Source organism: Flavobacterium sp. CFBP9031 (genome assembly GCF_034044945.1).
Lineage (GTDB): Bacteria > Bacteroidota > Bacteroidia > Flavobacteriales > Flavobacteriaceae > Flavobacterium.
On sequence record NZ_JAXCWF010000001.1, the window covers coordinates 292,445 to 319,354 of the forward strand.

General features: G+C 33.6%; 27 protein-coding genes. 23 read left to right on the forward strand and 4 right to left on the reverse strand.

What is annotated here, in order from left to right; genetic code table 11:
* Positions 1-20: 20 nt before the first annotated feature.
* The 11 genes from SOM12_RS01250 to SOM12_RS01300 all read left to right on the forward strand — a co-directional run bounded on the left by SOM12_RS01250 (position 21) and on the right by SOM12_RS01300 (position 8,217).
* Complete coding sequence (locus SOM12_RS01250) at positions 21-917, forward strand: NmrA family NAD(P)-binding protein (protein ID WP_320492112.1); 897 nt, start codon at positions 21-23, stop codon at positions 915-917.
* A gap of 12 nt (positions 918-929) precedes the next feature.
* Positions 930-1,844, forward strand: a complete 915-nt coding sequence (locus SOM12_RS01255) for a helix-turn-helix domain-containing protein (RefSeq protein ID WP_095928849.1) — start codon at positions 930-932, stop codon at positions 1,842-1,844.
* 43 nt (positions 1,845-1,887) lie between these two features.
* The gene (locus SOM12_RS01260) at positions 1,888-2,298 is read left to right on the forward strand and encodes a hypothetical protein (RefSeq protein ID WP_320492113.1); all 411 of its coding nucleotides are present in this window, start codon (positions 1,888-1,890) and stop codon (positions 2,296-2,298) included.
* Between the two features lie 4 nt (positions 2,299-2,302).
* Positions 2,303-2,515, forward strand: coding sequence for an ArsR family transcriptional regulator (locus SOM12_RS01265; RefSeq protein ID WP_095928851.1), 213 nt, complete (start codon positions 2,303-2,305; stop codon positions 2,513-2,515).
* Between the two features lie 79 nt (positions 2,516-2,594).
* Positions 2,595-2,963 carry a nuclear transport factor 2 family protein gene (locus SOM12_RS01270; RefSeq protein ID WP_095928852.1) on the forward strand — a complete coding sequence of 123 codons (369 nt, stop codon included), beginning with the start codon at positions 2,595-2,597 and terminating at the stop codon, positions 2,961-2,963.
* Between the two features lie 95 nt (positions 2,964-3,058).
* Entirely contained in the window at positions 3,059-4,099 is a 1,041-nt protein-coding gene (locus SOM12_RS01275; protein WP_320492114.1) for a serine hydrolase domain-containing protein, read from the forward strand.
* A 5-nt stretch (positions 4,100-4,104) separates the two neighbouring features.
* Positions 4,105-4,527, forward strand: a complete 423-nt coding sequence (locus SOM12_RS01280) for a DUF1801 domain-containing protein (protein WP_095928854.1) — start codon at positions 4,105-4,107, stop codon at positions 4,525-4,527.
* A gap of 1 nt (position 4,528) precedes the next feature.
* Positions 4,529-5,632, forward strand: coding sequence for an MBL fold metallo-hydrolase (locus tag SOM12_RS01285; RefSeq protein WP_320492115.1), 1,104 nt, complete (start codon positions 4,529-4,531; stop codon positions 5,630-5,632).
* 156 nt (positions 5,633-5,788) lie between these two features.
* A complete protein-coding gene (locus SOM12_RS01290) occupies positions 5,789-6,913 on the forward strand; it encodes a lactonase family protein (protein ID WP_320492116.1) in 1,125 nt (374 codons plus the stop codon).
* Between the two features lie 107 nt (positions 6,914-7,020).
* Positions 7,021-7,545 carry a GNAT family N-acetyltransferase gene (locus SOM12_RS01295; protein ID WP_320492117.1) on the forward strand — a complete coding sequence of 175 codons (525 nt, stop codon included), beginning with the start codon at positions 7,021-7,023 and terminating at the stop codon, positions 7,543-7,545.
* A 90-nt stretch (positions 7,546-7,635) separates the two neighbouring features.
* A complete protein-coding gene (locus SOM12_RS01300; protein WP_320492118.1) occupies positions 7,636-8,217 on the forward strand; it encodes a TIGR00730 family Rossman fold protein in 582 nt (193 codons plus the stop codon).
* A gap of 9 nt (positions 8,218-8,226) precedes the next feature.
* Here the strand turns inward: SOM12_RS01300 and SOM12_RS01305 are convergent, their stop codons facing one another.
* A complete protein-coding gene (locus SOM12_RS01305; RefSeq protein ID WP_320492119.1) occupies positions 8,227-9,072 on the reverse strand; it encodes an AraC family transcriptional regulator in 846 nt (281 codons plus the stop codon).
* A gap of 85 nt (positions 9,073-9,157) precedes the next feature.
* On the opposite strand from SOM12_RS01305, the gene SOM12_RS01310 reads away from it, so the two are divergent.
* The 6 genes from SOM12_RS01310 to SOM12_RS01335 all read left to right on the forward strand — a co-directional run bounded on the left by SOM12_RS01310 (position 9,158) and on the right by SOM12_RS01335 (position 13,748).
* Positions 9,158-9,550: a DoxX family protein gene (locus SOM12_RS01310; RefSeq protein ID WP_320492120.1), complete on the forward strand. Its 393-nt coding sequence runs from the start codon at positions 9,158-9,160 to the stop codon at positions 9,548-9,550.
* Between the two features lie 5 nt (positions 9,551-9,555).
* On the forward strand, positions 9,556-10,506 hold the full coding sequence (locus SOM12_RS01315) for a polysaccharide deacetylase family protein (protein WP_320492121.1): 951 nt from the start codon (positions 9,556-9,558) through the stop codon (positions 10,504-10,506).
* Positions 10,507-10,754: 248 nt separating this feature from the next.
* Positions 10,755-11,222 (forward strand): SRPBCC family protein, encoded by a 468-nt coding sequence (locus SOM12_RS01320; RefSeq protein WP_320492122.1) that lies wholly within the window; start codon positions 10,755-10,757, stop codon positions 11,220-11,222.
* Between the two features lie 216 nt (positions 11,223-11,438).
* Positions 11,439-11,807, forward strand: a complete 369-nt coding sequence (locus tag SOM12_RS01325; RefSeq protein WP_320492123.1) for an iron chaperone — start codon at positions 11,439-11,441, stop codon at positions 11,805-11,807.
* A gap of 6 nt (positions 11,808-11,813) precedes the next feature.
* Positions 11,814-12,497, forward strand: a complete 684-nt coding sequence (locus tag SOM12_RS01330) for a 2'-5' RNA ligase family protein (RefSeq protein ID WP_320492124.1) — start codon at positions 11,814-11,816, stop codon at positions 12,495-12,497.
* Positions 12,498-12,611: 114 nt separating this feature from the next.
* Complete coding sequence (locus SOM12_RS01335; RefSeq protein ID WP_320492125.1) at positions 12,612-13,748, forward strand: acyltransferase; 1,137 nt, start codon at positions 12,612-12,614, stop codon at positions 13,746-13,748.
* Here SOM12_RS01335 and SOM12_RS01340 read toward each other — a convergent pair.
* The 3 genes from SOM12_RS01340 to SOM12_RS01350 are packed head-to-tail and all read right to left on the reverse strand — an operon-like array spanning position 13,719 to position 16,706.
* Positions 13,719-14,084 carry a glyoxalase gene (locus tag SOM12_RS01340; protein WP_320492126.1) on the reverse strand — a complete coding sequence of 122 codons (366 nt, stop codon included), beginning with the start codon at positions 14,082-14,084 and terminating at the stop codon, positions 13,719-13,721. The genes SOM12_RS01335 and SOM12_RS01340 overlap by 30 nt on opposite strands.
* A gap of 3 nt (positions 14,085-14,087) precedes the next feature.
* The gene (locus tag SOM12_RS01345) at positions 14,088-14,546 is read right to left on the reverse strand and encodes a hypothetical protein (protein ID WP_320492127.1); all 459 of its coding nucleotides are present in this window, start codon (positions 14,544-14,546) and stop codon (positions 14,088-14,090) included.
* Positions 14,547-14,558: 12 nt separating this feature from the next.
* Positions 14,559-16,706 (reverse strand): cation:proton antiporter, encoded by a 2,148-nt coding sequence (locus SOM12_RS01350; protein WP_320492128.1) that lies wholly within the window; start codon positions 16,704-16,706, stop codon positions 14,559-14,561.
* Between the two features lie 292 nt (positions 16,707-16,998).
* On the opposite strand from SOM12_RS01350, the gene SOM12_RS01355 reads away from it, so the two are divergent.
* The 6 genes from SOM12_RS01355 to SOM12_RS01380 all read left to right on the forward strand — a co-directional run bounded on the left by SOM12_RS01355 (position 16,999) and on the right by SOM12_RS01380 (position 26,820).
* Positions 16,999-18,426 (forward strand): L-serine ammonia-lyase, encoded by a 1,428-nt coding sequence (locus SOM12_RS01355; RefSeq protein WP_320492129.1) that lies wholly within the window; start codon positions 16,999-17,001, stop codon positions 18,424-18,426.
* A 242-nt stretch (positions 18,427-18,668) separates the two neighbouring features.
* Positions 18,669-19,487 carry a 3-methyl-2-oxobutanoate hydroxymethyltransferase gene (gene panB, locus SOM12_RS01360; RefSeq protein ID WP_095928867.1) on the forward strand — a complete coding sequence of 273 codons (819 nt, stop codon included), beginning with the start codon at positions 18,669-18,671 and terminating at the stop codon, positions 19,485-19,487.
* Positions 19,488-19,663: 176 nt separating this feature from the next.
* On the forward strand, positions 19,664-20,353 hold the full coding sequence (locus SOM12_RS01365; protein WP_320492130.1) for an RNA pseudouridine synthase: 690 nt from the start codon (positions 19,664-19,666) through the stop codon (positions 20,351-20,353).
* A gap of 76 nt (positions 20,354-20,429) precedes the next feature.
* On the forward strand, positions 20,430-21,758 hold the full coding sequence (locus tag SOM12_RS01370; RefSeq protein ID WP_320492131.1) for an aldehyde dehydrogenase: 1,329 nt from the start codon (positions 20,430-20,432) through the stop codon (positions 21,756-21,758).
* A gap of 121 nt (positions 21,759-21,879) precedes the next feature.
* A complete protein-coding gene (locus SOM12_RS01375; RefSeq protein WP_320492132.1) occupies positions 21,880-22,677 on the forward strand; it encodes a hypothetical protein in 798 nt (265 codons plus the stop codon).
* Positions 22,678-22,767: 90 nt separating this feature from the next.
* The gene (locus SOM12_RS01380; RefSeq protein ID WP_320492133.1) at positions 22,768-26,820 is read left to right on the forward strand and encodes a PAS domain S-box protein; all 4,053 of its coding nucleotides are present in this window, start codon (positions 22,768-22,770) and stop codon (positions 26,818-26,820) included.
* Positions 26,821-26,910 lie beyond the last annotated feature (90 nt).

Sequence of the window (26,910 nt, forward strand, 5' to 3'; positions counted from 1 at the left end):
ATCAACAAAAAAATAATAGTATGAAACTTATAATTACAGGTTCTCTAGGGAACATTAGCAAGCCTTTAGCGAAAGCTTTATTAAAAGAAAACCATCAAATTACAATAATTACAAGCAGTAGTGAAAGAAAATCGGAAATCGAAAATCTTGGAGCTCAAGCCGCAATTGGATCTGTAAATGATGTCGATTTTTTGGCTCAAACTTTTACAGGAGCAAATGCCGTATATTGCATGATTCCACGCGCGAACTATTTTGATCCGAATCTCGATTTAGATGCTTTTACTCGTAAAATTGGAAATAATTATGCAGAAGCGATCGCAAAATCTGGCGTAAAACGAGTAGTATTTTTAAGCAGTATTGGCGCACATTTAGAACAAGGTTCTGGAATTATTCAGCGTTATAATGAAATCGAAGCGGTTCTGAACAAACTTTCAAATGTCTCGATTACCTTTATGCGTCCAACTTCTTTTTACTACAATTTGTTGGCTTATATCCCGATGATTAAAAACCAAGCCATTATAGCTGCTAATTATGGAGCGGACCAATTGATTCCGTGGGTTTCTCCAAACGATATAGCCGAAGCAATTGCAGAAGAACTTACAACTCCGCTTGACGGAAAAAAAATACGTTATGTTGCGAGCGAAGAAGTTTCTGGAGATGAAACGGCAAAAATTTTAGGCGATGCCATCGGAAATCCAGATTTGAAGTGGAAATTAATATCTGACGAGGAAACACTAAACGGATTAATTGCTGTTGGGATGCAGCCCAAAATAGCACAAGGTTTGGTAGAAATGTATGCTGCACTTTACAGTGGTTTGCTAAGTGAAGATTATTACCAAAATCGACCTGCCGTTTTAGGAAAAACAAAACTGGCAGATTATGCAAAAGAATTTATTGCTGTTTTCAATCAAAATTAATTACCTTGTAGTATGGCCAATCAGCAACCACTTCGATTTAAGACAATAAGCGAATTTCATGATTTTAGAGATTTGCCAAAACCCGAACATCCTTTGGTAAGCGTTTACAATTTTGAAGATTTAAAATATCTAAATAACGAAGAACCAAAAAGCTTAATGCTGGATTTTTATTCGATTGCTTTAAAAAGAAATGCCAACGCAAAAATGCGATATGGCCAACAGGAATACGATTTTAAAGAAGGTGTTTTAATTTTTCTTTCGCCAGGACAAGTTTTTTCTATTGAAGGAAATGCCGAAATGCAACACACAGGATGGTCATTATTGATTCATCCTGATTTTCTTTGGAATACGCCGCTTGCTCACAAAATCAAACAATACGACTACTTTGGTTACGCGGTCAATGAAGCGCTACATCTTTCTGATAAAGAAGAGAATATGCTCATTGATATTATCAAAAATATTCAGCAGGAATACCAATCCAATATCGATAAATTCAGTCAAGACGTTATTATTGCACAAATTGAATTGTTTCTCACGTATGCAGAACGATTTTACAACAGACAATTTATTACCCGAAAAATAAGCAGTCATCAGATTCTCGCACGATTAGAAAAACTTTTGGAAGACTATTTTACCGACGACACTTTAAAACAAAAAGGGATTCCAACAGTTCAATTTATTGCCGAAAACCTAAATGTTTCTCCCAATTATCTCAGCGCATTATTAAAAACGCATACGGGTCAAAGCACGCAACAGCATATTCATAATAAATTGATTGAAAAGGCAAAAGAAAAGCTTTCAACTACTACTCTATCTATCAGCGAAATTGCATTTGAACTGGGTTTTGAGCACCAGCAATCCTTTAGTAAATTATTTAAAACAAAGACCAACACTTCCCCTTTAGAATTCAGGCAATCGTTTAACTAATTGTTTTATTTTTCATACATTCGTTAGGTAAAAAACGAAAATCATGAATCCATTTTTAAGAAATACTTTGGCTGTAATTGCAGGTCTTGTTATTGGCAGTATTGTCAACATGAGCATCATTTTAGTAAGCAGCTCTATAATTCCAGCGCCAAATGGTGCAGACGTTACTACTGCTGAAGGTTTAAAAGCAAACATGCATTTATTTGAGCCAAAGCATTTTCTTTTCCCATTTTTGGCGCACGCACTCGGAACTTTTGCAGGAGCATTGACAACCGCTATTGCTGCAATTACACACAAAACAAAACTGGCTTTCGGCATTGGAGGTTTCTTTTTATTTGGTGGTCTTGTTACAATTTTCACTTTACCTACTCCTCTTTGGTTTGGTTTAGTCGATTTAGTTTTTGCTTATATTCCAATGGCGTATTTAGCTTCTAAAGTTGCTGTAAAAAAATGAAATCATGGAAAATCAAAAAAAGATAAAACCAGCCAAAAAATGCTATGAACATCTTGGGGGTAAATTGGGAGAATTGCTTCTAGAAACTTTTGCCGACAAAAAATGGATTGCCAAAAATAATCCCGAAGAGAAGCATTTTTACATAACAGAATTGGGTGAAAAAGAATTTGCTCAACTTGGTATTGATCTTAGCAAAATCAAATCGGAAGCCATTTAATTTTATAAATTTCCTTTTCTTTTCTACAAAATTTGTAGCACTTTATTTCATAACTTAGTTTGCTTTTAAATCTTGAATCATGACTAAGAAAGAAATCGCTAAAAACTTCCTGAAACTGGCAGCAAAAGGACATTCTCACGAAGGTTTTCGATTATATGTCGGAAAGAATTTCAAACATCACAACGCCTACTTCAAAGGCGATGCAGATACCTTAATGCTTGCCATGGAAGAATCTGCTAGAACAAATCCGAATAAGATTTTTAAAATTCATCATGTTTTAGAAGATGGAAACTTGGTTGCTGTGCATTCACATCTTAAACAAACGCCTTCAGACATTGGTTTTGCCGTTGTGCATATTCTAAAATTCAAAGACGACAAAATCGTGGAATTCTGGGATTTAGGCCAACCCGTTCCAAAAGATTCTATTAATACAAATGGAATGTTTTAATTTTTGTTTCACGTTTCAGGTTTCAAGTTACCTACAAAACGTGAAAACCGAGAATTGAAAATTGAACCCTTAAAAAATTCACCACTAACAATCAAATGAACTTCATCGCCAAAATTTCCTTATTAACAATTCTAATTTTCACTTCTTGCAATTCATCGGCACAGAAAAAAGAGGATTATAAAAAAAGTATCGACAGTATACTTCAAAATTCTAATCCAAAATTTAATGGTGTGGTTTTGATTTCTCAAAATGGAAAAACATTGTATTCTAAAGCGCAAGGCTTTTCTAATTTTGAAACTAGAACACCTTTGAAAATGAATACCCAATTTGAAATCATGTCCAACAGTAAATTAATTGCCGCCGTTTTGCTTTTGTTGGAAGTAGAAAAAGGAAAAGTAGATTTGAATACGCCAATCAAAAAGTATTTACCAGAACTGACACAAACTTGGGCCGATTCTGTAACAGTTCATCAGCTTTTAAACCACTCGCACGGAATTATCGATTTACAAAAACCATTGGCTTTTAAACCGGGAACCGATTTTAAATACGGAAATCTAAGTTTTAATCTGGTCGCAAAAATTGTCGAATTCAGCTCTAAAAAAAGTTATACAGAAGTTGCCGAATCGCTTTTTAAGAAATTAAAAATGAATCACACTTTTTGTTATTCAAAAGATAAAGAACAAAATCTGGCAACGGGTTATTATAATGTAAAAAATCAGCTGGAGACTGATACCACAAGACAAATTACAGATGAAACTTTAGGTGCAGACGGCATTATTTCAACCGTTTCTGATCTTGCTATTTGGAACAATAATCTTCATAAAGGAAAAATATTAAAGCCCGAATCGTATCAGTTATTAACTAAAAACACCATTTTATCTCAGCATAATTTCTTCGGAAAAGAAAAAAAGCCTTATGGATACGGAATTCGAATTGTAGAAGAAGAATCAGTTAAATATCTTGGACATACAGGCTTAGGAGACGGATTTTCTGGCGTAAATTTGTATTTCCCAGAAAGTGATGTTAGTCTGATTATTCTAGAAAATCAAATGCCCGAAGATGCCAATTTGTTTTATGCTTCTGAATTCAAAATCAAAAACATCCTTCTAAAAAGCAATTTATTAAGTAAAAAGTAAACAAAATGGCAAAAAATAAAACTACAGAAACTCAAAACAGTGTTACTGATTTTATTAACGCTGTCGAAAATGAAGCTAAAAGAAACGATGCTTTTGAACTTCTTAAAATAATAGAGGAAACAACAGGCTTTGAACCCAAAATGTGGGGACCTAGCATTATTGGTTTTGGAAGTTATCATTATAAATATGACAGCGGACATGAAGGCGATGCACCATTAGCTGGATTTTCGCCAAGAAAAACAGCATTGACCGTTTATTTCTATTTACCAGAAGAAAAAAGAGAAGAACTTTTATCGAAACTAGGAAAACACACCTCTTCGAAAGCTTGCATTTACATCAAAAAATTAGCTGATGTCGATATCGAAATCTTAAAAAAGATAATTTTGCTTTCTAAACAATACACTCAAAAATTATATCCCTCAAAATAAAATGATTACATTCTTAATTCTAGCATTTTTAATACTATTTGCCCTTTACAGATTTCTTGAGCATCCAAAATTTGGAAAAGCTCCTTCTGGCGAAAGATTAACTTTGATTCAAAATTCTCCTCAATATAAAAACGGAAAATTCGAAAATCAATCTTTTACACCCGATCTTGCAGAAGGAGAAAGTATGGCTGGGGTTTTGTTTGAATTTTTCTTCAAAAAAGTAGAAAGAAAAATTCCAACCGATTTGATTCCGTCTATAAAAACCAATTTGCATGAACTTCCTCTTTATCAGGATATTTTAGTTTGGTTTGGACATTCGTCTTATTTTATTCAGTTGGAAGGAAAACGATTTTTAATTGATCCCGTTTTTAGCGGAAACGCTTCTCCTATTCCTGGCACAACAAAATCTTTCAAAGGTTCTGATATTTATTCCGTTGATGATCTTCCAGAAATTGATTATTTATTGATTACACACGATCATTATGATCATTTGGATTACGATACGATTTTAAAATTAAAACCTAAAACAAAAAAGATTATCACGGCTCTTGGAGTGGGTTCACATTTTGAGTTTTGGGGATTTCCATCAGAAAAGATTATCGAAAAAGATTGGTACAGCACCATCAAATTAGATGAAAATCTGACGATTCATACTACGCCTTCAAGACATTTTTCTGGCAGAAGTTTTAAAAGATGCAATACGCTTTGGACTTCTTTTGTTTTGGAAACTAAAGATTTTAAGATGTATTTGGGAGGCGACAGCGGTTACGATTCTCATTTTGCTGCAATTGGTGAAAAATATGGGCCTTTTGACATCGCTTTATTGGATAACGGTCAATACAATGAAAAATGGAAATACATTCATAATATGCCTGAAGATGTAATAAAAGCAATGAAAGACCTGAAAGCAAAACGCGTATTTCCGGTGCACTCATCAAAATTTGCTTTATCGCTACATTCTTGGGATGAACCTTTAAATAAAGTGACTGAATTAAATGCAAATTCAGAAAATCCAGTTCCATTAATAACACCAATGATTGGCGAAATTGTTGAATTGAAAAATGATAAACAAGAGTTTAAACAGTGGTGGAAAGGGGTTAATTAATTATGAATTGTTAATTGTTAATTGTTAATTGTTAATTGATAACTGTAATGTCACCCTGAGCGAAGTCGAAGGGCGTTCCAATTAGCACTTGGGCTTCGACTTCGCTCAGCCTGACAACGAGCACAACACTTGAAACTTGAAACCTGAAACCAAAAAATGAAACCAAAAATATACTATTTCGCAATTATCTTTCTATTAACAATAAATCTATTCGCCCAAAATACCTATGTATTTTTAGGATCTTATAATCGTGATAAAACAGCTGAAGCTATTCAAGTTTATCAATTGGATACATTGAGCGGGAAATTGACCAAATTTACTTCGGTTAAGAATATTGTGAATCCGTCTTATTTAACGGTATCGCCAAACGGGAAATATGTTTATGCTTGTACAGACACCAAAACTCCAAATGCAGGAAGCGTAAGCAGTTTTGAATTTAATCCGTCAGCAAAAACATTGACTTTTTTAAACAGTCAGCGAAGTGGTGGCGAAAATCCTGTTTATGTCAGCGTGCATAAAAACGGAAAATGGCTGGCCAACGCCAACTATACCGAAGGAAGCGTTTCGGTTTATCCGCTCTTGGAAAACGGTAAAATCGATTCGATTGCTCAGAATTTTCAATACATGGACGGAAGCGTAAATAAAGACAGACAAACTAGATCTCATGTACATTCAGCAGTATTTTCTCCACAAGGCGATTATTTGTTTTTACCCGACTTAGGAGCAGATAAAATACGCTGTTATGCTTTTGATGAAAATCTAAAAAAGCCTTTAACAGAAACTAAAAATCCGTTTACGAAAACCGATTTAGAAGCTGGTCCAAGACATTTAACTTTTCACCCAAATCAAAAGTGGGGATATTGTATTGAAGAAATGGCTGGACAAATAAGCGTCTACAATTACGAAAATGGTGTTTTAAATAAAATTCAGCGTATTGCGACGCATTCCGATAAAATAAAAGAAGGTTTTGAAAGCTCTGATATTCATATTTCACCTGATGGTAAATTTTTATATGCTACAAATCGCGGAAAAGAAAACAATATTGCGATTTTCTCTATTGACGAAAACGGTTTGCTTAAAAGCATTGGCTATCAGTCTACTTTAGGAAAACATCCTAGAATTTTTGCCCTTGACGAAAGCGGAAAATTTTTAGTAGCATCAAATGTATTGACTAGCAATGTTGTTGTTTTTAAAAGAGATTCTAAAACTGGATTATTAAAGAAAATAGGAAAAGAGATAAAAATGGAAAACGTTTCTTGTGTTCAGATTAAGCAGATTTGATTTTTTTATTTCACGCAGATTTTGCTGATTATAGCAGATTTTATTTCTTGCTTTATTTTTAACATTCTGTCTAATTAGGCAAAAACTAATCATAAAAAAACAAAAAAATGGAAATATCAAACTTCAATCTACAGCCCGATTTCTTAGAAAATGAAATCTCACAGTTAATTCCGTTAGAAGAAAAACATTTTGAAGCATTATTTGAAGCAGCTTCTGACCCATTGATCTGGGAACAAAATCCTGTAAAAGACCGATATACAAGAGAAGGTTTTAGAACTTATTTTGATATCATTATTACAAAAAGTCCGTTCTTAATTCTCGATAAACAAACCAACGAAATTATGGGAACAACGAGTTTCTACGATTACAATCCAGAAAAATCGAGCATTGGAATTGGCTACACTTTTATTACTAGAAAATATTGGGGCGGACCATATAATAAATCAAACAAAAAATTAATGATTGATTATGCTTTTCAGCATGTTAATTCAGTACTTTTTCATATTGGATCAGAAAATTTCCGTTCGCAAAAAGCTGTTTTAAAACTCGGAGCAGAAAAAATCAATGAACTGACATTTACTGTTAATGGTGCCGATGTGCCGTATTTTGAATATGAATTGAAGAAAGAATGAGACTTGAAATAAGAAGCAAGAGGAAAGATTTTGACCTTCTAAATTATCTTACCTCTTGCTTCTTACTTCTCAAAATTAAAAAAAACAAAAATGAAAAGAATAACCGTTTTCTGTGCTTCTAGTTTTGGCACTGAAAAAATTTACGAAGAACAAGCGATTTTAGTTGGAAAGGCATTAGCCGAACAAGATATAGAATTAGTTTATGGGGGTGCAAATGTCGGCTTGATGGGCGCTGTAGCAGACGGCGCTTTAAACGCTGGCGGAAAAGTGATCGGTGTGCTTCCAAACTTTTTAAGATCAAAAGAAATTGCTCATTTAGGTTTAACCGAATTAGTTTTGGTAGAAAGCATGCACGAAAGAAAAACCAAAATGAACGATTTATGCGATGGCGTAATTGCACTTCCTGGAGGATTTGGAACACTAGAAGAACTTTTTGAAATGCTGACTTGGGCGCAATTAGGTTTGCATAAAAAACCAATCGCTATTTTAAACATAAATGGTTTTTACGATTCACTTATCGCATTACTGCAAACCATGACCGAAAAAGGTTTACTGAAAGAGGTTAATCAGAAAATGCTTTTAGTTAGTGATTCGATTGATGATTTATTGCATCAAATGCAAAATTACACTGCGCCAACTGTCGGAAAATGGATTGACAAAGCACAATCTTAGTTTTCAGCGTTACACTCTATCAACATTTTTAAACTGCTTTTTATAGTCACTTGGATTTACTCCGTTATGTTTTTTAAACAGTCGATTCAAGTGACTTGCATCGCTAAAACCAAATTCATATACAATCTCATTGATTTGCATATTGGTATATTTCAGTCGTGTTTCAATTAGTTTTATTTTGTACGCGATTGTATATTCCTGTATACTTTGCCCCGTTTTGGTTTTAAAATACTCACTTATATATTTGGGCGAAATATTAAATGCTGACGCCATATTCGATGCCCTTAATTGATCGGGACGATAAATATTTTGATGAACATAATTCAATAAATCCAAACTTGGCACTGCATTAACTTCATTTATACTAAGAGGAGCCATAAGCGAAATATTTCTCGCTGCTATTGTTATAATCGTATTTAGAATTTGCTTTATAACTTCTTGCTGCTGCGGAAACTGGCTTTTTTCTTCTCTAATAAGCGCTTCTATCATGGCTCTTATTAAAGGTTTGTCGATTATAGTTTTTAAAATACAGCCCGGCATATGATTGTGGTTATGGAAAATAAACTCCAATTTCTGAATCCAATCGCTGTTTTGTGTTTTAAGATAACTGTCATTAAAGCGTATAAAGAAAAATTTCGTTTTCTCAGTGACTTCAAAACTATGTGTATCTTGAGGAAAAATCAAGAAAAACTTATCACTACTATACGGCAGTCGGTGATCGTTGATAATTTGAGTTCCTTTTCCTTCTAGAACAAACACCATTTCAAAGAAAGTATTTTTACGTTCTTTCGGTTCATATTCCAAAACTTCTAAAAACTGAAGTTCAAAAGGACGGTGTAAGTTTCTAATTTCCATCTTCCAAAAATACAAATTATTCCAATGATTGTACAAATTTATAAAAGTCGTTATCTGCAACTTTGTACTATAAAATCACATCAATATGGAAACAACCTCATTTTTATTATTACGTATTGCAATCGCCATCAGTATGTTTGGCCACGGATTAGTCCGTTTGCCAAAACTTGCAACTTTCAGCAATTGGATGGTTGGCAGTTTTGAAAATTCGATGCTACCAAAAATCATCGTAACACCATTTAGTTACATTCTTCCTATAGCCGAATTTACAATTGGTCTTTTCTTATTATTAGGCATCTTTACTAAACCATCCTTAATTGCCGGAGCAATCGTTATGCTCATCTTGTTGTTTGGCACTTCGATGATTGAGAACTGGGAATCTATTCCGTCACAATTAATTCACATCGCTTTTTTTGCTTTGCTTTTGCATTTTGCAGATTACAACAGCTGGGCAATTGATACTTTAATTAAAAAATAAACAGCATGAGCTCAAGAAGAAATTTTATTAAACAAACTGGAATAATAGGAATGGTTGGCATGATGAATCCCATTGAAACTTTTTCGGAAGTTTCGAAAAATGTACCTCTTTTCGTCCCACAAAAAACAAAATGGGCAGATGGTTCTAGATTAGTGGTTTCGATCTCAATGCAATTTGAAGCTGGCGGACAGCCTCAAAATGCCGAAAGTCCGTTTCCGCAAAATATACAAAAAGGTTTTATTGATCTTCCTTCTGCAACCTGGTACGAATATGGATATAAAGAAGGCATTCCGCGTATGCTTGATAATTGGGACAAATTGGGCGTAAAAGTAACTTCGCACATGGTTGGAACCGCCGTTTTAAAAAATCCCGAACTGGCTAAAGAAATTGTACAAAGAGGCCACGAAGCTGCCGCACACGGAATGAGCTGGAGCACGCAATACACCATGCCGTATGACGAAGAAAAAAAGTTTATAAAAGACGGTGTCGATGCCATAAAAAAAGTCACAGGCTTTACTCCTGTTGGTTACAATGCCAACTGGTTACGCCGAGGACAAAATACTCTGGATATTTTACAGGAACTTGGTTTTAAATATCATATCGATGATCTTAGCCGTGATGAACCTTTTATTATTCAGATAAAAAATAAAGATTTTGCAGTCGTCCCTTATACGCTTAGATGTAATGATATTGTTTTGATTGAAGGGAAAAACTTTTCGGCAGATCAATTCTTCCAACAAGTTAAAATGGAATTTGACCAATTATACGCTGAAAGTGAGACACAACGCCGACAAATGTCAATTAGTTTTCATGACCGTATTGGAGGGACTCCGCAAATGGTAAAAGCAGCAAATGATCTCATCAAATATATGCAAAAGCATAAAGGTGTAAGTTTTAAACGAAAAGATGAAATTGCCGAAATCGCTCTGCATGATAAAACTACAATTAGAGAGTAGATTTTAGATTATAATCCATATAAGTCCAAAAACTTGTGTGGATTTTTTTTATTAAATTAGAGCTTCGAAAAAAGTATCAGTTTTAAACCTAATCTTGTCATTCCGAGGAACAAGGAATCACACATGAAGCTCGTTACAGAATGTCGCCAATCGTTGTAGATCATCGGGTGTGATTTCTTCTTCGTCGAAATGACAAACGAAGCTTTTTTTACATTTTACAATTCACAAATAACATCTCACCAACAAAAATGAAAACAGAAAACAACAAATATGCAAAGGCCGAAATGCTGATAAGAAAACCTGTTTCAGAAGTTTTTCAGGCTTTTATTGATCCTCATATTACAAGTAAATTTTGGTTTACAAAGGGATCTGGAAAATTAGAAGAAAATAAAAAAACAGAATGGACTTGGGAAATGTATGGCTTTTCGCTTTCGGTTACTACACTTGTTCTTCAAGAAAACAAAAAGATTGTAATTGAATGGGGAAATCCAGATGAAATCACTTTGGTAGAATGGGTTTTTAGTCCGCTGAATGAAAATGAAACTTTTGTGAGTGTCACCAATTCTGGTTTTCATGGAGACACCGATAAAATTATTGATCAGGTTCGTAATTCGACTGAAGGTTTTACTTTGGTTTTGGCTGGAGCAAAAGCTTATTTAGAGCATAATTTACAATTGAATTTGGTATTAGATCGTTTTCCAAAGGGACTAGCGTAATCTTTGTTTTAACCGCAAAGAACGCAAAGGTTTACGCAAAGTGCGCGAAGTTTTTTTTGAGAATCATTAAAATGAAAAGTTCACAAAGCTTTGCGAACTTAAAATATACATTCTGTTTAGAACTCTTACTAAAAAATCTTAGCGTTCTTTGCGGTAAAAATGAAAGACACTTTTTAAATTTTGTACTCCAATAGGAACTTGAAAAAATAAAAAAAAATGGAAACAAAGAAACCCGAAAATATAGACGAATACATTGGAGCATTTCCTAATGATGTACAAGAAATTTTGGAAAAAGTAAGAATGACGATTCAGAAGGCGGCGCCAGATGCCAAAGAAAAAATCAGTTATTCGATGCCAGCTTTTGAACAGAACGGAATTGTAGTTTATTTTGCGGCTTTTAAAAAACATATTGGACTTTATGCATTACCAAGCGGACACGTAGCTTTTGCAGAAAAACTTTCTAAATACAAATCAGGAAAAGGCTCTGTTCAATTTCCTTTAAAAGAAGCAATGCCTTATGACTTGATTACTGAAATTGTCAAATTTAGAGTCAAAGAAAATCTGGAAAAAGCAAAAAAGAAATAAACCACAATGAATTTAACCAAACATTACGACCAGCTTTACAAAACATCTTCTGAAATTATTTCAGCAGGCAAATATTCTATTGATTCTGAACTTAAAAACGAATCTGATTCTCGTTTTGGAATCACGTTACTTATTCGCCCAAATGATGAAATTAAAGCTAATATTCAGACTTTCATTAATGAATTAAAAAAAGCAGAACCTGAGCAATATTTTTACCCAGATTCAGACATTCATATTACCGTTATGTCGATTATTTCTTGTTCTTCAGCTTTTACATTAGATCAAATTTCGCCAAACGAATATATCGAGGTAATCTGCAGAAGTCTTGTAGATGTGGAGAAAATCAAAATTCATTTTAAAGGTATAACTGCTTCCCCTTCGGCAATTATGATTCAAGGTTTTCCAAGTGATGAAACCTTGAATAATTTAAGAAACAGACTTCGCGAAAATTTCAAAAATTCCGGATTACAGCAAAGCATAGATAGCCGTTATTCTATATCGACAGCGCATTCAACTATAATGCGTTTTCAGGAAAAGCTCCACGATCCGAAAAAACTAATAGAAATAGCAGCAAAATTTCGTGATTATGATTTCGGAGAATTTGATGTAAAAAGTATCGAATTGGTTTACAATGACTGGTATCAGCGTAAAAATACTACTCGTGTTTTGGGAGATTTTGGATTGAGATAAATTACTTAAAACCAGAATAAATTTTGTTAATAAAACTTCTATTTTCGAGTTTTAAGCTTTACAAATACATCTACCTTTGGGTTCAAAATAACCAAATTATACAAACTTACAACGGTGGATAAAAAACTTTACGGCCTAGATCATTTACGTGCTTTTGCAATCTGTTTTGTTTTTTTATTTCATTATCAAGTTCCTGTTTTTGATTACCCAGAATGGCTTCCTGCAATTGCTAAATTTGGCTGGACAGGAGTCGATTTGTTTTTTGTTTTAAGCGGTTTTCTAATTTCTTCTCAGCTGTTTTTTCAAATTAAAAATGGCATCGAAATTTCGTTTAAAGACTTTTTTGTAAAACGCTTTTTTAGAATTCTTCCTGCTTTTTGGTTCGTGACAGCGATCTATTATCTTTTTCCTTTTTTTAGAGAAAGAGAAGCGCTTCCTCCTTTATGGAAGCTACTCACTTTTACTCAAAATTTCGATTTAAACCTTCAAGATTTTGGTACATTTTCTCATGCTTGGTCACTTTGTGTAGAAGAACATTTTTATCTTCTTTTACCTCTATTTCTGTACTTTTTGCTCAACACGAAATTCTTCAGCAAATCCTATTGGTTGCTGCTTACCTTTATCTTGTTAGGATTTGTTTTTCGATTTTATAGCTGGGAAAGATTATATATTCCACTTATTGAAAATGATAATTCTTGGCTTTATTGGTACAAGTATATTTACTACCCAACATACAATCGCTTGGACGGACTTTTGATTGGGGTTGCAATTGCTGCCTTTTATCAATTTCTACCTGAATTTTGGAAAAAAATCTCAAAATACGGAAATCTTTTACTTATAATTGGACTTCTAATATTGTTTGGTGCTTATATTCTTTGCATTGAAGAAAGATCTTTTTACGCATCACTTTTCGGATTTCCGGTAATTGGGCTCGGCTATGGATTTGTGGTTATGGGCGCAATATCTCCTGAAAGCGTTTTATACAAATGGAATTCTAAAAAAACTACTTTTATTGCAGGGCTTTCGTATGGAATATATTTAACGCACAAAGGAATTATTCATATTACTCAGGAATTTCTCGCTTCTTTAAACATTGATACAAGTAGTACATTTTCAATGCTAATTTGCATTATTACTTGTGTAGGAGCCGCATATCTGCTACATCAAATAATTGAGAAGCCATTTATGAAATGGAGAACAAGGTTTTTGAGTGAGAAAAAATTATTGCTTGAATTTCCCAAAATGCCATAAAACTCCAGACGGATCGTGCAAAAAACATTCGCTTCCCCAATCTAAATATTTTATTGGAGTCAGTTTTACTCCTTCATATTTTGAAGGAAGATTTAGAGCTAAAAGTTCGCTGTAATACCGTTCGACATTATCCACTTCCAGAAAAATCATAGTATTTTCAATCCAATTTTTATCGTAGTAATCTTGAAGATAAAAAGCGATTTCTCCCGTTTTAAAAACCGAAAAATTAGATTCTAAAACCGTTTCTTCAAATCCTAAATCGCGATAAAAACTTCTTGAGATTTCAAAGTTCTTAGCACCTATAAAAGGTCGGATAGATTTAGCTCCGTGATTCATTTACTATAGATTTATATCGTTATAATAAATTAAAAACCATTTATTATCGATCAGTTTAAATTGTCTCTCTACTTCAAAACCACTATCTGGAATCCAAAATTTTTCTGTGATTAAAGTGTCTGTTTTTACTAACGAATGCTGGTATTCTTCAATTTCTGTTTTTTCAGCAACAGGAATAACTTGAAACTCCCAATTCTTTCTTGTCCAATTATATTGCTCAAAACCAGAAACATGTTTTCCTTCTATGGGAAAATCAACTCTTGAAACCTGAAAAATTGAATCAGAATGAAATTTTTTATTGAACTCGTCAAAATTCTCAGGCAATTCTTTTTCTATAAGTTTTACAATGCTATCACTTTTAATAGCAATTTCAGAGTTTGATTTCGTCTCTTCTTTTACTTTATTACAATTTACAGAAATAAAAACAACAGCCAAAACACTTAAAATAGTTGAGATTTTCATGAAGATTAGATTTTAGCTTTTCTTCAAAATACTTCCCAAACCGCGCCCAATTTGTTCTATAGCTTCTATACCTTTTGCCAAAGGCGATGCGGTAAAATCTTCGTAAGCATCCATTGCACTTTCTTTCCTATCGTCTTGCGGATAAACAAGCATTACATTATTGCTGTCGTAATATTTTTCAAACTTCGTTGGTAATTTATCAAAGATAGACTGATACGAAACAGAACCTTTTCGAGATAAATTGACAACCACTAAATCGGTTGGTTTTATTTCATCAGAGATGCTTTCAAAATCTTCCCAATCCGAAATGTTTTTAAAACCAAATTTGCTGTTCAGTTTTAAATTAGAAGCAATCTGCTGAATAGCCTGATAGGTTCTTTCTTCGCCGTAAATCACAATCGGAATACTTAATTCCTGCGCCAAACGGCTCACTTTCTGCATTAGCAAATGAAAACCAATTCCTCTTTCTGAAAATGGCGGACAAATAAAAACCAGTCTTTTTTCTTCAATAAAATTCTTTTGAAACCTACAGATAAACAAAGTCTTATCTACATTATTGATAATCGAATCAACATTTTCTCCAAAGATTTTATCAATAAATCCAGTCTTTCTTGGCCAGCCTACAATCACGATATCCGACATGATTTCTTTAGAAGTCCTTGCAATTCCGCTCGCAGGATTGTGATCGATTCTGGCAATAGTATTAATTTTCACTTCTGAAGCCGATCCTTGAATTACAAATTTATCGGCGGCTTTTCTGTATTTTAAAATGTTCTTTTCCGCCTGATTATTGTTTGGAACAATAGTCAATAAAGTAACCGGATTTGATGATTTTTTATCTTTGATCAAAAGCGCAAAATCCAACAAACTTGCTGCAGCAGACGATTTTGCCAACGGAATCAAAATATGTTCGTCTAAGATCTGATCTCTGTCTGCGTCTTCATGTGAAATTTCTTCTTCGCAGATGGCAATTTTTTTCGCCGCTTTTTCAGTGGCAAAAGAAGCTACAATACACGTAATCAGAATTAGGATAATGGTTCCGTTTAAAATATTTTCATCTAATATTTTTGCTTTAAATCCGACCAAAATTACGGCCAAAGTTGCCGCGGCGTGCGCACTACTCAATCCAAAAATAAGCTGTCTTTCTGTTCGGGTATATTTAAAAACAATTTGAGTAAAAAACGCTGCAATCCATTTTCCAAATATCGCTACAACGCTCAAAGTTCCAGCCACTATTAAAGCTGTTGGTCCGCTCAAAATAACGCTTACATCCACTAGCATTCCAACAGAAATTAGGAAAAACGGAATAAATAACGAATTCCCCATAAATTCAATTCTATTCATCAAAGCCGAAGAATGCGGAATAAGCGGATTCAAAGCTAAACCCGCAACGAAAGCTCCAATAATAGGCTCTACTCCTGCCACTTCAGCCAAAAAAGCGGCAAAGAAAACGACAGAAAGCACAAAAATATAATGGGCGTGTTTTTCACTTTCCAACTTCTTAAAAAACCATTTTGCTACACGAGGGATAATCAAAAACATTATAGCAGAGAAAATTGCCAATGAAATAATCAATTTAACCCAAAATGCCTGATTTAGATTTCCCTGACTGCTTCCCATAATTACTGCCAGAATAATTAAAACGGCAGTATCTGTCAAAATAGTTCCTCCAACGGTAATGGCAACAGCTTGATTTTTAGCAATTCCTAATTTACTCACAATCGGATACGCGACCAAAGTGTGTGTAGCAAACATACTTGCCGTCAAGAAACTCGCATTAAAATCATATTTCAACAAATAAAAACAAACTGGAAATCCAATTGAAAGCGGAAGAATGAAGGTGAAAAAGCCAAAGAGCAAACTCTTATTTCTATTGGCCTTGAACTCGTTCATATCCAATTCTAAACCTGCAATAAACATGATATACAAAAGCCCGATTGTAGAAAATAAATCTACTGCGGAGTTTTTAGCCAGAATATTTAATCCATGCGGACCAATGATAACACCAGAAATAATAAGTCCGATAATTCCAGGAATATTTATTTTTTTTAGTAAAATGGGACAAAGCAGGATTATAAATAGTATTAATGAAAAAATCAATACTGGATTGCTTAGTGGTAATTCGAATTCTTGTAATAGATGTCTGAAAAATTCTATCATAGGGTAACTTTATCTTCTTGTGGCATTATTATTTGTAAAAAGACGTTTTCAGAATTAAAACAAAATCCATGAAGTATTAATAATAAAGACTCGAGTAATACAAGTCGTTCTTTTACAAAAATACCTAAAAAACACGAACTTTTTACGGAAAGTGCATATTAAGGTTTTAAATTTATTTCGTTGCCGAATTATTAAATTTTAATATTTATTTTAACAAATACGCAAGATTAACATTAAAAAAGAAATCATCATTGCATTATTCGATTATCTTTGTCTTAACAAAAAATGAACAATGGAAGAATGTATCTCTGTTTTTGATATGCTTAAAATTGGCGTTGGCCCTTCAAGCTCACACACTTTGGGTCCTTGGCGCGCTGCGGAACGCTTTCTAGAAGAATTGAAAGAAGAAGCAATTTTAGACGATATTACAAGGGTAAAAGTCGATTTATATGGCTCGCTTTCTTTAACTGGAAAAGGCCACGCAACAGATCTTGCGGTAATGTTAGGATTAAGCGGACAAGATCCTGAATATATTCCTGTAGAAGACATTGCAGGAATTATTAAAAAAATCGAAACCACAAACGAAATCAATTTGGGTAACCAAAAAGTGATTCCATTCTTTTTTCTTCAAGACATTGTTTTTAATAAAGACTTTCTTCCGTTTCACGCAAACGGACTGAAATTTACGGCTTACCAATCTGACGATTCAGAATACGAATCGACTTTTTATTCTATAGGTGGTGGCTTTGTGGTAAAAGAAGAACGTACAAATGCCAAACTGAAAGAGGTTATAAAATGTGCCTTTCCTTATCCCATTCAAAATGCGGCAGAATTATTGAATTATACCGTTACTGAAAATAAATCGATTTCTGAAATTGTATACGAAAATGAAATTTCGATGCGTCCAGAAGCCGAAGTGCATTCTGAATTAATGCGTATTTGGAATACGATGTTGGAATGCATGTATATTGGTTGCCATTCTGAAGGAATTCTTCCAGGCGGACTTCACGTACGAAGAAGAGCTTTTGATATGCACCAAAACTTAATTGGATTATCTAATTACACTGACCCGCAAAGCTGGTTGGAAGAAATTAGAAAAACTGAAGTTAAATTCCGTCAAATCTTAAAATGGGTGAGCTGTTTTGCCCTTGCCGTTAATGAAGTAAATGCTTCTTTAGGCCGTGTGGTTACTGCTCCTACCAACGGAAGTTCTGGTGTAATTCCTGCTGTTTTAATGTATTATATGGTTATTGAAAACCATAATGCAGGCGAAAAAGAAATCAAACAATTTTTGATGGTGGCTGGTGAAATTGGAAGTATCTTTAAAAAAGGTTCTACTATTTCTGCAGCAATGGGCGGATGTCAAGCTGAGATTGGCGTTTCGTCTTCGATGGCTGCGGCTGCTCTTTGCGAATTAATGGGCGGAACTCCTGCTCAAGTTCTTATGGCTGCTGAAATTGCCATGGAACATCATTTAGGTTTAACCTGCGATCCTATTGGCGGTTTAGTTCAAATTCCATGTATCGAAAGAAATACAATGGGTGCCATTAAAGCCATAAACGCTGCTGAATTAGCTTTAGAAACCGATTCTAAAAATGCTAAAGTTCCATTAGACAAAGTGATTAACACTATGTGGGAAACAGCAAAAGATATGAATTCAAAATATAAAGAAACTTCTGAAGGAGGTCTTGCAATTGCTGTAAACATGGCTGATTGCTAAAACTTAAAATAATTATTGCCAAAGATCAAAGGTTTTAGACTGATAAAAAATCCTTCTTAAAACCTTTAATCTTTGTCAAAAACCTCAAAAATTACTACACAATTACTTCTATTGTAATGGAAAACAGTCAATTTCTATTAGAATTAAAAGACCGAAAACCATTTTCTCTCGAAATATTCTATAATTGCTAATTCCCTTTTTACAATTATTCAATACTTTTACAACATCAAAAAAACATTAAAATGTCAGTAGCAAAAAAAGATTATAAAAGAATCACAACAAAGTCATTAATTGAAATGAAAAGCAACGGAGAGAAAATCTCTATGCTTACTGCGTATGATTATACAATGGCAAAAATTGTTGATACCGCTGGTATCGATGTAATTTTAGTTGGTGATTCGGCATCAAATGTAATGGCTGGTCACGAAACGACTTTGCCAATTACTTTAGATCAAATGATATATCATGCTTCTTCTGTAGTTCGCGCTGTAGAAAGAGGTTTAGTTGTAGTTGACTTGCCTTTTGGAAGTTACCAATCTGACCCAAAAGAAGCTTTGCGTTCTTCTATCAGAATTATGAAAGAAAGTGGGGCTCATGCTGTAAAATTAGAAGGCGGAAAAGAAATTAAAGAATCCATTAAAAAAATATTACATGCTGGTATTCCTGTAATGGGGCACTTAGGTTTAACACCTCAATCTATCTACAAATTCGGAACTTACAGTGTTCGCGCTAAAGAAGAAGAAGAAGCTGAAAAATTGATTGAAGATGCTCAAATGCTTGAAAAAGTAGGCTGTTTTGCTGTTGTTTTAGAAAAAATCCCAGCAGATCTGGCTAAAAAAGTAGCTGAAAGCATTTCTATTCCAGTAATCGGAATTGGAGCTGGAGGCGGTGTTGACGGTCAAGTTTTAGTAATTCACGATATGTTGGGAATGAACAATGAATTCAGCCCTCGTTTCTTACGCCGTTACTTAAATCTTTACGACGAAATGACTAAAGCAATTGGTCAATACGCTGCAGATGTTAAGGCTAGTGATTTCCCGAACGAAAAGGAACAATACTAATTTTTAAGATACTAAGGTTCTGAGTTGCTAAGGTTCTAAGTTTTTAGGCTCAAAGAGACAAAGCAACAAAGGTTCAGAGATTTTTATAAATTGCCTCCAGCTAAAGCTGGAGGTTTATTTTTAAGACATGTTAAAGGCTTTAGCCAAACTTTTTCAATTTAAAATTTCACTTCAAAATGAAAATTATTTCAGACAAAAACAATCTCCAAATTCTTCACGAAGACAACCATATTATTGTGGTTAACAAACGTGTGGGCGATATTGTACAAGGTGATAAAACGGGCGACAAACCTTTGTCTGATGTTGTGAAAGAATATATTAAAGCCAAATACAATAAACCTGGAGATGTTTTCTTGGGTGTTATCCATCGTCTAGATAGACCTACAACCGGAATTGTTGTTTTTGCTAGAACTAGTAAAGCTTTATCGCGTATGAATGAATTGTTCAGTAATCGCGAAACCCAAAAAACATATTGGGCTGTTGTCAAAAATAAACCAAAAGACGAAAAAGCAAAATTGGTTCATTATTTAAAAAGAAACGAAAAAAACAACACTTCAAAAGCACATTTAAAAGAAGTGCCAGATAGCAAATTAGCCAGTTTAGATTACACTATAATAAAAGAACTTCAGAATTATACCGCTCTGGAAATCAATTTACATACGGGTCGTCATCATCAAATTCGTGCACAATTAAGTGCCGTCGGATCGCCAATTAAAGGAGATTTAAAATATGGCGCAGACCGAAGCAATCCCGATGGAGGAATCCATCTTCATGCAAGAAAACTAACTTTTGTTCATCCTGTTTCAAAAGAGAATATCACAATTATTGCCCCTACTCCAGATGATCCTATTTGGAATGCTGTCTGATTTTTATGATTTAATTGTTAATTTTTTAAATTTTATCGATTAACTTGCATAGAGAAAAAACAAGCAAATCGAAAAAATGGACTTTAAAAGCGACATCGGATATCGAAAAGAAACTCTAAAAAAGTTATTGTATAATATTCAAAAAAGCGAAGATTTAATTGTAAAAGCTTTATATGATGACTTTAAAAAACCAGAGTTCGAAGCTGTTTTAACCGAAACGAATTACGTTATTTCGGAACTTAAGGATACGATTAAAAACCTGAATAAATGGGCAAAACCAAAACGTGTTTTTCCATCTCTGCTTAATTTTCCCTCTTCCGATTATCTTTATAAAGAACCTTATGGAGATGTATTAATCATTGCTCCTTGGAACTACCCTTTTCAGCTTGCTTTGTGTCCTCTCGTGGCTGCAGTTGCTGCAGGAAATAGAGTCGTTTTAAAACCATCTGAACTTACCCCTCATACCTCTGCCATAATTGCAAAAATTATAGAAAAAACGTTTCACGTTAAGCACGTAGAAGTTTTTGAAGGCGGTGTTGATGTTTCTAATAAACTATTGGCGCAGCGCTGGGATTATATCTTTTTTACAGGAAGCGTTGCTGTTGGTAAAATTGTTGCAAAAGCGGCAGCCGAAAATCTAACTCCGGTTACTCTTGAATTAGGCGGAAAAAATCCTTGTATTATTGATGAAACAGCCAATTTAAAACTGGCTGCCAAACGAATTGTCTGGGGAAAATTTATCAACGCAGGACAAACTTGCATTGCACCCGACTATATTCTAATTCAGAAAAACATGAAAGTCAATTTCATTTCTTATATGATTGAAGAAATCATAAAAGCCTACGGAAAGAAAATTGACAAATCTCCCGATTTTGCGCGAATTATAAATACCAAAAACTGGTATCGCTTGACCAATATGATTCAAGGTGAGCACATTTTGTTTGGCGGAGAAAGCAATGCAAGCCAACTTTATATTGCGCCTACTCTTCTTGAAGAACCAGATTTGGACAGTGCCGTTATGAAAGAAGAGATCTTTGGCCCTATTTTGCCGATTCTTGTTTACGAAAATGAAAGTGACATCGAAAATGTTGTGAGTCGTTATGAGAAACCTCTTTCATTTTACATTTTTAGCGAAAATAATTCCTTTGCAAAGAAATTAATTTCGAAATACTCTTTCGGAGGCGGATGTATCAACGATACCGTTATTCATTTCTCTAACAACAGACTGCCTTTTGGCGGTGTCGGATATAGTGGAATCGGTGCTTATCATGGTAAACGAAGCTTCGACACATTTTCTCACCATAAAGCAATTGTAAAAAAAGGCAATTGGCTTGATTTGCCTATGCGCTACGCTCCTTACAAAGAAAAATTGGGCCCAATAAAACGAATTTTAGAATGGCTATAGCTGCAGTCAAAAACATTTCGGAATGTTTTGTAGATTTTTATACGGAATTGATTAAAAATATTATATTTACGTCAAGATACCTTTCAAATATTACAAGTCTATAAAACAATCTTACATAAAAATGAAATCTACACTTAACCAAATTGAGGACATTAAAAAAAATGGCTTTTCCCTTGATTTTGCTACGGTTTTTAATCACGCTTTCGAAAATTATAAAAAAATAGCGCTTTACTCAGGACTTATCATCCTAGTTTTTTCAATTATTGCAGCCGTCGCTTTTATGGGTATAATGATTGCCTATTTTGGTGCCGAGGCGATGACGAAAGATTTCATTCAAAATTTTGAGAATCAACAATTCACTTCAATTCAACTCGTAATTCAAACCGTTGCTGTTTCTTTGGTTGCAGGAATTACAGCTCCTTTTGGTGCTGGTTTCCTAAAAATGGCCGATTCTGCAGACAAAGATATTGAGTTCAATGTTTCTACTATTTTCACTTATTACAAAGCACCCTATTTTGCACAAATTTTTGTTGCAGCTTTTATTCCAGCAATTTTAGGAACTGCCATTGCCAATTTAATCGAAAGTTCAGGAATTGTATTTGTTGGAAACATCATTTCGTTTATGGTTTCTTACTTTATGTATCTTTCTATTCCATTAATTGTTTTTGGAAACCTTAAAGCTATAGATGCTATAAAATCTAGTATCATTATCGTTACAAAAAATCCGCTTAACATATTTGCTTTTTTTATCATAGGTTTCCTTGGTTCCATGGTTGGTTTTATTGGCTGTTGCGTCGGAATCATATTTACGGTTGTTTTTAACAGCTCTATGATTTACGCGACTTATTTCGCCATTTTTGGAACACAATCTGAGGAAGAAGATTCAATTGATTCAATCGGAAAATACAATGTAGATTAAAACCGAAAATTCTTATTTACCGAGAACTTAACCACTTCTTTTTAAGAATTTTCAAAAGACTATTTACTAAACCAACATACCCCAAATTCTATGGTCGCAAACTATAGTTTTTTCAATTCGGTTATTTCAGGAATTTCCACTATTGGGAGTACCTTCGAATCAATTATGACTGGATGGTATGTGTTTAATTCCGATATTATTTACTATAACAACCATAAACTTTTTGTTTTAGGTTTATCGCTTTTTGCCTTCCTTTCGCTCTTAGTTTATCAATTTTTTAGAATTAAAGCCAAAATTGGATATTTCATCGAAAAGAAGAGAGAACAAGATGCTGTTGGAAGAGAATACCAGCTTTATATCTTATTTTTTGGTATTGCGGTAATTGTAATCGAAATCATAAATGAAATTTTCAAAATAAGACCCAAAAGCCTCTTAATTGTAAATGTTTCAATTGGGGTTTTGGTACTTATCATTTATACGATAACCGAAAGAATCAAATGGATAAGAGATAAAATCCAGCAGATTTTTATTTCCAGCTTTTTTATTTACATCAGTTACGTAGCCTACAACATTGTTACACTAAAAAATGATGTTGTACCCATTATTGTTTTCCTGATTTCTTTTTTCTTTTCGTACAGCATCCTTAAACCCATAAAAATTTATTGGGCCTTTGTTGCTTTAACGTTTACCTTTCTAATTACTACGTTAGCACTTCAACTTATTCCAATAAAATCTTCCATCTTACTGCTTAATTTCTGCATTCTAATTTTTATTATAAATCAAGTAAAATATGCAGTTTTATTAAACAATCGCGACAATTTTAGATTTGCAAACGAAATTGTTCATAAAGGAAATTCACTTACAATAGCATCCAATCAAAAAGGTGAAATACTTTTCTGCAGCGAAACCGTAACTCCTATTTTAGGATACCAACCCGATCAAGTTATGGGATTGAAATTCTGGGAATTAACCCATGATTTAGAATCTGACGAAAAATTCAATCCTGTTAGAGACCAAGAAAACAAGCTTTATATTAGAAAATTAAAAACCGAAAACGGCGAATACAAATACATTCAGTGGAAAGATAAAAAGTTTTCAGACGATTTAATCATTAGCATTGGGCAAGATGTTACCGAACAAGTTATCGTTCAGGATCAATACAAAAACCTAATTGAAACGGCCACCGATATTATTTTTGAAATAGACGCAGAAGGTCATTTTACTTTTATAAATGAATTTGGTATTTCTGCTCTTGGATATTCTCAAAACGAAATAATCAAAAAACACTATTCCAATTTTATTCATGATAATTACATCAATAGTGCTGTAGATTTTTACGAAAATTTGGTTCTCAATGAAAACAATTATCCCATTATTGAAATTCCTATTTTGAAGAAAAATGGTGAAGAAATATGGATGTCTCAAAAAATTATTGTCCGCAAAAATGAATTAGGATTAACAATTGGCTTCTCTGGAATTGCAAGAGATATTACTGAGAAAAAAAATATCGAAAACGAGAAAAAAAGACGTCTTAAAAAAATTGAAGCCTATAACAATTCAACCAAAAAATTATCCACGACAGATTTTAGCAAGTACAACGAATTAAATACTGTCATCGATTTAATATTAAAAGAAGCTGCCTCTATAAGCAACACTAACCGCGTAAGTTTTTGGAAATATGACGATGATTTAATTACTTGCAAAAATCTTTTTAGCCTTGACAATCAAAGTTTAAGCGACAAAAACATTTTAAATAAAGAGTCCTATCCTATTTATTTTGAAACCTTAAACAATAAGGCCATTATTAACGCACCAGACGTATTCAACAAATTGGAAACATCTGAGTTTCAAAAGCTTTATTTTACAAAAAACAAAATCAAATCAATGCTGGACGTGCCTATTTTTTTAACAGGGCAATTAGCAGGTGTTGCTTGTTTTGAAAGCACAGAACAAAAGCGAGAATGGGACAATGAAGACATTAATTATGCGAGAACCATATCGGATGTGATTTCTCTTGCCATTTCTTCACAAATGCGTTTAGAGGCAGAAAGAAAATTGGAACTTAAAAGCCAGCTTTTATCTGCACTTTCATTATGTACAGAGAAGTTTCTGCTCAGCAAAACGACTCATCAAATGTTTCAGGAAACGTTCAATATTATTGGAAAAGCAGCCAAAGTAGATCATATGTATTATTACGAAAAAGATGCGATCTATAATACTGTAAGTCAAAAATATAAATGGTCACGAGAGGGGGTTGTCCATCAAATTACCCCTTTGCATCATATGACAGAACAAAATCTTCAAGAAATATATGATGTGGCATCACAAAGAAAAATCCTAAATATATTTACAAGAAATCTTAATGAAGGTTTTTTCAAAAAACTTCTCATCGACAATGAAATACAATCTATCTTAATTTTACCTATTTATATTAATGATCTTTTTACAGGTTTTATTGGTTTTGATGATTGTACAACGGAAAGAAAATGGACTGAAGATGAAATAAACATCTTTCAGGTATTGGCAAATAATATTTCATCGGCGTTAGAAAGAAACCGAAATGAAACTAAAATTATTGAAAGCGAAGAGAAATTTAAACTGATTGCAAACAATATTCCTGGAACCGTTTATTTATCAAAATTTGATGCTTTCTCGACTAAAATATTCTTAAACGATGAAGTTTTAAATCTTACCGGATATTCAAAATCTGAATTCATTGAAAATAATTTGTCTTTTCTATCGTTAATTCATCCTGATGATAAAGAAGAAGTAATTAACAATCAAATCGATAATCTACAGCACGGAATGCCTTTACATAACGTGTATCGCATTCAGCGCAAAAGTGGCGAATTTATCTGGATAGAAGAATTTGGAGATGTAATTAAGCGAGACGATGAAATTGAATTTGTGGGCGGAATCTATTTTGACATTACAAGTAAAAAAGAAATAGAAGACGCGATAAAAGCCAAACAGCTTGCTGAAGCGGCAAACAAATCAAAATCTGACTTCTTGGCTAATATGTCGCACGAAATTAGAACTCCTCTAAACGGAATTATTGGTTTTACACACTTATTAATGAAAACGGATTTGGAGGAAATTCAAGAAAAATACATGACCACAATTAATCAGTCGGCTCATTCCCTTCTTGAAATTATAAATGATATTTTGGATTTCTCAAAAATTGAAGCAGGAAAACTAGAACTTTTTATTGATCTATATGACATAAAAAAAATCTTAGGGCAAGTTTTCGATTTAATTGTTTATGAGTCTAATAAAAAAAATCTGGAACTCGAATTGAACATTGATCCCGATGTTCCTAAATATATCTGGACAGATATTGTTCGTCTCAAACAGATTTTGATAAACCTACTTTCAAATGCGGTTAAATTCACAACAGAAGGCTCCATCAAACTAAACGTTTCGGTTTTAGAAAAGAACCATGGCAACCATTGCGTTATCCGTTTTGCTGTAATTGATACCGGAATTGGAATTCTTGAAAAAAATCAGAAAAAAATATTCAACGCTTTTCTGCAAGAAGACAGCTCAACAACAAGAAAATTTGGAGGAACAGGATTAGGCTTAACCATATCGAACCAATTGCTTGCTTTAATGGAAAGCCGTTTACAGCTGGAAAGTAAAATTGACGAGGGAAGTACTTTTTTCTTTGATTTAAATTTAAAAACAAGCAATCACAGCATTAATGATAAATATAATGCCGAGCTTAAAAGTTTGAATATTGACTTAGATTCTGATGAAATTGATACAAACGACAACAATATTACCTTTTTAATTGTAGAAGATAATAAAGTAAACATGCTTCTTCTAAAGACAATTATAAAAAACTTGTATAATAATGCTTTCATTTTTGAATGTGAAAACGGATATGAAGCCATTCAGCAATTTGAAAAAATTAATCCGACCATTATTTTTATGGATATCCAGATGCCAATTATGAATGGTTATGAAACTGCAAAGGCAATTAGAAACACTAAAAAAGGCCGTGATGTTCCTATAATCGCCGTTACAGCTGGCGCGGAAAAAGAAGAACGAAACAAATGTATTTCGGCCGGAATGGATGATTACATTTCTAAACCAATTATGAAAGGAAGTGTTGAAGAAGCACTAGTTAAATGGCTAGGGTAATTTTTAGTTTTCAGTCTCGGTCGCAGTTTTCAGTTTCAGCAAACAATCTTAAATTGAAAACTGCGACTGACAACAAAACATAAACCTTTC

Coding starts and splice junctions, on each gene's coding strand:
- SOM12_RS01350 (WP_320492128.1), bottom strand. CDS start 16,706: ATGATAGAATTTTTCAGACATCTATTACAAGAATTCGAATTACCACTA.
- SOM12_RS01305 (WP_320492119.1), bottom strand. CDS start 9,072: ATGGAAATTAGAAACTTACACCGTCCTTTTGAACTTCAGTTTTTAGAA.
- SOM12_RS01290 (WP_320492116.1), top strand. CDS start 5,789: ATGAAACCAAAAATATACTATTTCGCAATTATCTTTCTATTAACAATA.
- SOM12_RS01355 (WP_320492129.1), top strand. CDS start 16,999: ATGGAAGAATGTATCTCTGTTTTTGATATGCTTAAAATTGGCGTTGGC.
- panB (WP_095928867.1), top strand. CDS start 18,669: ATGTCAGTAGCAAAAAAAGATTATAAAAGAATCACAACAAAGTCATTA.
- SOM12_RS01270 (WP_095928852.1), top strand. CDS start 2,595: ATGACTAAGAAAGAAATCGCTAAAAACTTCCTGAAACTGGCAGCAAAA.
- SOM12_RS01285 (WP_320492115.1), top strand. CDS start 4,529: ATGATTACATTCTTAATTCTAGCATTTTTAATACTATTTGCCCTTTAC.
- SOM12_RS01250 (WP_320492112.1), top strand. CDS start 21: ATGAAACTTATAATTACAGGTTCTCTAGGGAACATTAGCAAGCCTTTA.
- SOM12_RS01345 (WP_320492127.1), bottom strand. CDS start 14,546: ATGAAAATCTCAACTATTTTAAGTGTTTTGGCTGTTGTTTTTATTTCT.
- SOM12_RS01280 (WP_095928854.1), top strand. CDS start 4,105: ATGGCAAAAAATAAAACTACAGAAACTCAAAACAGTGTTACTGATTTT.
- SOM12_RS01375 (WP_320492132.1), top strand. CDS start 21,880: ATGAAATCTACACTTAACCAAATTGAGGACATTAAAAAAAATGGCTTT.
- SOM12_RS01340 (WP_320492126.1), bottom strand. CDS start 14,084: ATGAATCACGGAGCTAAATCTATCCGACCTTTTATAGGTGCTAAGAAC.
- SOM12_RS01370 (WP_320492131.1), top strand. CDS start 20,430: ATGGACTTTAAAAGCGACATCGGATATCGAAAAGAAACTCTAAAAAAG.
- SOM12_RS01260 (WP_320492113.1), top strand. CDS start 1,888: ATGAATCCATTTTTAAGAAATACTTTGGCTGTAATTGCAGGTCTTGTT.
- SOM12_RS01330 (WP_320492124.1), top strand. CDS start 11,814: ATGAATTTAACCAAACATTACGACCAGCTTTACAAAACATCTTCTGAA.
- SOM12_RS01255 (WP_095928849.1), top strand. CDS start 930: ATGGCCAATCAGCAACCACTTCGATTTAAGACAATAAGCGAATTTCAT.
- SOM12_RS01295 (WP_320492117.1), top strand. CDS start 7,021: ATGGAAATATCAAACTTCAATCTACAGCCCGATTTCTTAGAAAATGAA.
- SOM12_RS01275 (WP_320492114.1), top strand. CDS start 3,059: ATGAACTTCATCGCCAAAATTTCCTTATTAACAATTCTAATTTTCACT.
- SOM12_RS01265 (WP_095928851.1), top strand. CDS start 2,303: ATGGAAAATCAAAAAAAGATAAAACCAGCCAAAAAATGCTATGAACAT.
- SOM12_RS01320 (WP_320492122.1), top strand. CDS start 10,755: ATGAAAACAGAAAACAACAAATATGCAAAGGCCGAAATGCTGATAAGA.
- SOM12_RS01325 (WP_320492123.1), top strand. CDS start 11,439: ATGGAAACAAAGAAACCCGAAAATATAGACGAATACATTGGAGCATTT.
- SOM12_RS01300 (WP_320492118.1), top strand. CDS start 7,636: ATGAAAAGAATAACCGTTTTCTGTGCTTCTAGTTTTGGCACTGAAAAA.
- SOM12_RS01315 (WP_320492121.1), top strand. CDS start 9,556: ATGAGCTCAAGAAGAAATTTTATTAAACAAACTGGAATAATAGGAATG.
- SOM12_RS01365 (WP_320492130.1), top strand. CDS start 19,664: ATGAAAATTATTTCAGACAAAAACAATCTCCAAATTCTTCACGAAGAC.
- SOM12_RS01380 (WP_320492133.1), top strand. CDS start 22,768: ATGGTCGCAAACTATAGTTTTTTCAATTCGGTTATTTCAGGAATTTCC.
- SOM12_RS01310 (WP_320492120.1), top strand. CDS start 9,158: ATGGAAACAACCTCATTTTTATTATTACGTATTGCAATCGCCATCAGT.